Annotated in this window: 4 protein-coding genes; all 4 read right to left on the bottom strand. The window is 63.1% G+C overall.

Annotated elements, in window-relative coordinates; translation table 11 throughout:
• The coding region (locus OXF11_12715) for a hypothetical protein (GenBank protein ID MCY4487957.1) at nucleotides 1-872 on the bottom strand (872 nt) is incomplete at its 3' end.
• A gap of 212 nt (nucleotides 873-1,084) precedes the next feature.
• Nucleotides 1,085-2,197 carry a hypothetical protein gene (locus OXF11_12710; protein MCY4487956.1) on the bottom strand — a complete coding sequence of 371 codons (1,113 nt, stop codon included), beginning with the start codon at nucleotides 2,195-2,197 and terminating at the stop codon, nucleotides 1,085-1,087.
• Nucleotides 2,198-2,731: 534 nt separating this feature from the next.
• Nucleotides 2,732-4,852: an AAA family ATPase gene (locus tag OXF11_12705; GenBank protein ID MCY4487955.1), complete on the bottom strand. Its 2,121-nt coding sequence runs from the start codon at nucleotides 4,850-4,852 to the stop codon at nucleotides 2,732-2,734.
• A 42-nt stretch (nucleotides 4,853-4,894) separates the two neighbouring features.
• Nucleotides 4,895-6,484: hypothetical protein (locus tag OXF11_12700; GenBank protein MCY4487954.1), on the bottom strand; the 1,590-nt coding region annotated here is incomplete at its 5' end.

The raw sequence follows: 6,484 nt of genomic DNA, 5'->3' as shown, positions 1-6,484 counted from the left end.
GGGTTTCTCCCCACCAAGGCGTTGATCTGAAGCTGAGGCAGAAAATCGAAATAGATCGGTTGGCCGAGCCGCCGTCGAATCGCCGCCGCCAGGCAACCACGCGCGACAGCGTTGTGGCAGAGGGTCACGTCCGGCGGCTGTACGTTCAAAGCCTTCAACACCCCATCGCGCCAAGCTGCGTTGCCCGCCAGCGGTCCTTCGACCAACAAGATGTCAGCCGTGCGAAGCCTCTTCAGGAAGCCTTCGCTCAGGTCTATTTCGTTCGGGCGCGGGCAACCGTAGTCGAGTGGCGGTAGCTTCCGCCAACCGCGGTTGCCCGAGAGTCGCGCAATCTCCGGCTGCGGTTTCGTCCCTGCTGCGAATCGCCAAGGCGAAAGCGCGGCAGCCTTCACCTCTAGCGCGGCTACGCCGGATGCCCCTGCAAGTTGGCCCTGAGCCGCCTCCAGTAGGGCTCGGCCTCGGAACGATGCACCGACCATCAGCCCGCACTCGCTTCGTTGCGGCACCAGCAGCGAGACGCCGCCATGGCGTTCTCGCTTAAGCGACAACGCGGACAGGTGAATCCCATCCGCCATAAGTGAAAGTATGGCGACACGACAACCGGGACGAGCTTCCGGCGGCTCCGTATCCATCCAGCCCAGAAGCGCGGCGACAGGTCGCCAGAGCAGGAGGGGGCGGAGCCCGTCCACTCGTTCGAGCAAACCCAGAAACCGGTCGCGGAAGGCCTCGTCATACGTGGGGGCGTCGGGAACCGCAAAGACGGCCGAGTCGGTCTTGCCCAAGAGCCCAGGCAGTGCGGACCCCAATGCCTGCCGCGTCGTATCGCGGGGATTGCCGTCCTGGATCTCCTGCAGGATGTCCAGACAGTCCATACGGCCCTCGGCGACACCGATGGGTCCCCATCCAGGGCCGCGTCCATGCGGGGCCAACTCTGTCTGCGGGCCCCCGAGCCATACGCCATCATCACCAGACTGCAGGCGAATGAAACCGCTGCGAACCCCCAGGTCAACGAGTTCCGGTTCGGCTCCGCCCGCTCCATCGCACCTCGCGAGCGTGTCGCGGATCCCGTTCAAATCGATGCCGATCAACGCCCCCACAACGAATCCTCGATCCTGGCATGTATATCCTCACCCAAACGCTGCACCGCGTCGGGAAGCAGTTTATCATAGGGGCCGAACTGGCAGCCGAAAACGAACTCCGCCCGTTCAGTTCCTGTTTCCCTCGACGCATCGACTTGCGAGACCAACACGATGCCGCCAGCGAGTTGGTCTCGATCGCGGAGCATGCGAAACGCCGTGTTGGCCGAGTTCACGAGTTCTGGGAGACGGCATTGCTCACCGATGGCGTGGACCGTCCATACAGGGATGTAGACATAGTCTCCGCCGTCCAGATCGGCACAGCGCAGCCAGAAGGAAGCACACAGCTCGCGGTGCTTCGGTGACACAACGTCCGAGTTCCCGGACAAGAGTTCGGCCACCCAACCACGTTTCCAATGGGCAACAACGATCATGGGGTCATCGTGAATCAGGAAGCACCCGCGCCTGTGTTCGTCCGTTACGAACATCGGTGCACTGAAGAAACGCTGGACTCCGTCAAGCCAGACCAGGCTGACGGCGACCGTTGCCTTGCAGAACTCCGTCCAGGCCCTGCGTTGCCAACGCCAAAGGTCGTCGATCGCCCGTTCGCGCCGGATGATCTCCTTCCGCGCTGCCCAGACACTGCGATAGCGCACGTCGTCGAGCAGAACATGATTGGGTTGGACCGGTTCGGATGGGCGCAGAACACCCTGCATGTCCAGTTCCTGGTGAATGCGACGGCATTCCCGGCTGTATGCCCGAACGGACTCGATCCGCAGGCTACCCCGTTGCCGTGTACGTCCCTCTCGTCCCTTGTTCATGGCGTCGTAGTCGCGTGCCGCAGCGACGCTACGCGCCATGAGGTCCAGGAAGACACGGTTCTCCAGGGTGTTCCGGTTCTCGTAGCGCGCGAGCGCCATGATGCGCTGGCGCCCGCCGGCCCGTTCAGCAAGAGTCTGTCCCGGCTGGCGCGACAACCACTGCATGCACGGAACGTCCAGTTCCTCCACACGGGGCAGCGTGACCAACTCGCGCCTGCGGTTGAGCAGGCGCCGCGGGTGTTCGGCGAGATGACCCCAGGCAGTCCGGTGTTCACGCGCATGTCGCACCAGGACATCCATGGTAGGGTCACGCGGGGCGTGCGGGTCGAGCCACAAGACGGGGACGTGGTCCCACGGGTCCAGCCCTTCCGATAGAACCGTCTCGAAGTCCTGCATACGCGCGCGGATGGTGCGCAGGAAACGATGGAGGCGCGCTCCCGGCTGGTCCTGCTCTTCCCCGTCCCCGTCGCCCGAACCGGCGGTCGGGGGGCGATCGACGCCTCCGGACCAACGGAATTTCCTGGACCGCTTCCAGGAATGGAACCGAAGGCTCTGCAGTTCGCTTCCGTGCAGTGGAACCGGAATGTCCCAGACTCGTTGCCGTTCGTCGAGACGTGTCCGGAATTCGACGAACCTCTCCAGGAGCCTCTCGTCTTCGTTGAGCGGAACCGGCTTATCGTCGCGACTGAACAGGAGAGGAGACACGCAGCCGTCCACGTCCAAACCGTCTGTATCCGATTCGGGTATGGGCTCCGCCATTTCCAGTCTCGTTCGGGAAGGCCCGATCAGACCCCAGGGGACGCGCAGGAGAATCAGATCGGGCGTCGCCACACGCTACTCCCTGGTGAAACCGCGCCAGGCGAACAGGCCGGTGTCGTGCGAACGTTGGACAGCGTTGTCGATGGCGTTCCCAAGCGCCTCGTCACCCAATGATCTCGCCTTTCCGGCCAGTTGGTACAGGGAGTTCCGATTCTCGTCCACTCCGACCCCGCGCAGCCTCGGAAGCAACCTCAACTCGATCTGATCGGCAAGCGCGTTGTTTATCAATTCCGGCTCGTCGGTTCGGTCCGGTTGAGACGGGTAGTTTGCCACGTAGTAAAGTATCGCCTGTCCCATGCGGTGACCGAACGGCCGCCCGATTTCGTCCATGATGGCGTTGATGGCCGACACGGTCTCGGTCGCACGATCAAGGGCGGCGTTGTCCATGTCCCCGATGCGGCGCGTCCACTCCTCCGTCCATCGTCTCCTGGGAAGATAACCCGCGGCTTTCAACCGTTCGCCCGTCGTGGGAAGGTCCGACCTCAACTCCTTCGGTTTCGGAAAGCGCAGCACGTTGGCTCGATCCAACACCTTTTCCGACAGGGACAATGTGGATTCGTCCTCGTTCATCGTGCCTACGAACAGGACGTTCTGACCGGCGTAGACACCCCGAGACCGAGCCTTCCGGCTGATGTCGATCTCGATCTCCGCCGGACGCCGGATATCGGAGGTGCCCGCCTCCCTGTCAAGGGGGCGTCCTTCAAGGCGACTCAGGAACTCCGAGAAATAGTACTCCACGCGGGCGAGGTTCATTTCATCCAACAGCACGAGCAGCACGCGGTCATGGAACCTCTCTGCCTGATCGGGCCAGTTGTAGTTGTCCAGATGAACCAGCGCCCGGGCGAGGTCCGTCGCCTTGTAGCGCTTCTCGATGTAGTTGTAGAACCCGAAGAGGTCCTGCGGGCCGTCCCAACGGGGCTGGACCGGGATCTTCAGGAAGTGCATCCCCATGGCGTCCGCATAGAAGCGCGGCAACTGGCTCTTGCCGGTGCCGCTGACGCCAGCCAGTACCGTCAGTGGCGAAATCACCGCAGCCTTCAGACTCGTGTGAAAAGCGTTGATCACGCGTTCATCGAAGACAAGTCCGCTTTCCTCCAGGTGTTCGCGGACCCGTTGCAGCGCGTCCAGTTCCCGTTCGGCGGGCTGTTGGCCCGGAAGGACGGCGATGTGACCGTCATTGTCGGTGCACCCAAGACACGAGGGCGGCACGAGAAGGTCGGCGAGGGATTCGGCCGCGTCGCCCTCGTAGTCCTTTGCAGCAGCTTCGTCGAGTTCGCCCCGCAAACGCGCAATCTGAGCGTGAAGCCACGCTTCGTCGGATGTAAGACGCGAGAGTGATTCGCGTTTGTCCTTCAAGTCTTCTTCGGCCGAGTGCAACGACTCTCGGACCACGGTCAACTCTTGGCGCGCGGGAGCCAAACCGTCCAGTTCGGCCTTGACAGTTTCCAGCCGCTCTTCGTGGCTACGAAGCTCTACAAGCAGGTTCTGCTGCCGCGCGTGAAGCGACTCCACCTCGCGCTCGGCGCGGGAGAGACGGTCTTGACCCACTTCCAATGCCGTGAGCACGTCTTTGTGCTTAGCCTTGGTTGTCGTGAGCCGGGCTTCCGTCTCCGCCAACTCCTGGTGCGTCTCGCGCAGCCGGTCCGCCTCACCGGCAACCGCACCCAGGCGCCGCTCGGCTTCGACCACCCGTGTGCGCGCATCCTCCCACTCGCCCTTCGCCTCGCGGGCTTGTCTTTCCGCATCGGCCAGACTCTCCATCTCCTGGCGATACGACTCTCGCACTTCCTCGATTTCGGTCCGCAACGCATCGAGCCCGGCATACTCGGCCTTCACAGCCTCTATCTGGGATTTCCAATAGGCCGCCTCAGCTTCCAACTGATCGCGCTCCAGCAGCTTGGCTTCACGGTCGCGGATCTGTTCGTCGAGCCGCTCCAGCCTTTGCTCCTTGTCCAGAAGGTCGGTCTCGCGCTGCATGACACGGGTTGCCAACTCCGCGTCGCGTGCCGCGGCCGGCAACTGCGCCCAAGCCAGACGATGGTGTACTCCATAGATGAATGCGAGTCCCAACACCCCGACCAAGGCCAGGACCGCGATCATGATCGAGAGCACTTCAGGATACAGGACCCAATTCATCGTCTATTCCCCTCACCACGCAAGTTCGCGTCTGCTCGCCATTCAGTCTGTTTCCAGGTCAGGTTGGATCGCCTGCAACCGTTGGCCGGCCGTACCGAGTTCGCGCCTTACGGCGGTCAGGCGCTGCTGTTCCTTCTCGTTTTGATCCTGGAGCCTCGCCAAGTCACTCTGAGCGTCCGTACGCGCGTTGTCCGCGAGCCTGCGGTCTTCGTGAAGTCTCTTGATCTGACCAACAAGTCCGACCCGTTCCTTCTCCAGTTCCGCAATCGTCCCACCGAGAGAGTCTCGCCGCCTTTCGAGAGTGTCGATCCGTGCGCGGAGTTCCGCTTCGTCCTTCAACAACCCATTCCGCCTGCCCTGTGCAACACTGATCTCCCCAGCGACGCGGATTCTCTCGGCCCGCTTCCCCTCCAGATCGGCGATGTCACGGACGGCTTCCTTTCTGCGCGCTTCCAGGGCTTGTATTTCCTCCTTCAGAAGGGGGAGCTCGTCGGCCAACGTTCGAGTCTGGACCGCGTCCGCGCGCGTTTCCGCGAGCTGAAGGCTTGCCGCATCCAACTCCTGGCGGGCGTTCGCGAGTGTCTGCTTCGTCTCGGCAATCTGTTTCTGCACGGGTTCGAGGCCCGACTGCTCGGCCGCAAGTTCGCGGACGCGACCCGCCAGCATTTGCTCCTGGACACGCGCCGCTTCCCGTTTGGCCTCGATTTGGCGAAGAGCCGCGCGCACGCGGGCTAATTCACTCTCGGCCTTCTCCCGCTCCTGTTCGGCCCGTTGCCGCTCAGCGCGAAGGGTCTGGATGTCGCTACGTAGGACCTTGAGACGATCGGTTTCGGTGTTGAAGGCAGCATTCAGGTCGTCCCTGCGTTCCCCTACGGAGGACACCTCGGTGGCGAGTTGATTGCGGTGCCTTTCCAGCTCTTCCAACTTGCGCCGATCCTCAGTGAGGGCGCGGTCCATCTCGGCCTGTCGGCGTTCGGCCAGCTCTGCCCCTTCGATGACCGCGTGCGCCTCCGCAAGATCTCCAGCCAGCGCCTGCTGGCGAGCGCTCAGGCCGTCCACCTCCCGTTGCAATGCATCGCGGTCGGCGCGGAGTTCGTCCGCTGTCCGCTGGCGCTGGGCGCGAAGGGTTTGGAGGTCACCGCGCATGACCTTCAGACGATCCGCTTCGGCGTTGAAGGCAGCATTCAGGTCGTCTCTGCGTTCCCCTACGGAGGAGACCTCTGTGGCGAGTTGATTGCGGCGCCTTTCCAGCTCTTCCAACTTGCGCCGATCCTCAGTGAGGGTGCGGTCCAACTCGGCTTGTCGACGTTGGGCCAGTTCTCCCCGTTCGATGACCGCGTGGGCCTCTGCAAGATTTCCAGCCAGCGCTTGCTGGCGAGCGCTCAGGCCGTCCACCTCCCGTTGCAATACGTCGCGGTCGGCGCGGAGTTCGTCCCTTGCGACTTCGGTCCTGCTCACTGCAGCCCGCAATGGTCCGAGTCGCGCGGAAAGCGCCTCGATCTCAGCCCTCTTTGCGGTTCTGCTGATGACGCCTTCCACTACGGCGAAGGCAAGCCACACCACGGCGCCCAAACCGATCAACGTGACGAGCCCGAGCGGCAGCAGGCGCGGACGGGTCTTCGCCTGCTGGCG

The organism is Deltaproteobacteria bacterium (assembly GCA_026712905.1).
Classification (GTDB): Bacteria; Desulfobacterota; Binatia; order UBA9968; family JAJDTQ01; genus JAJDTQ01.
This window is presented reverse-complemented; position numbering and strand designations above follow the sequence as displayed.

Coding starts and splice junctions, on each gene's coding strand:
- OXF11_12710 (MCY4487956.1), bottom strand. CDS start 2,197: ATGGATGTCCTGGTGCGACATGCGCGTGAACACCGGACTGCCTGGGGT.
- OXF11_12705 (MCY4487955.1), bottom strand. CDS start 4,852: ATGAATTGGGTCCTGTATCCTGAAGTGCTCTCGATCATGATCGCGGTC.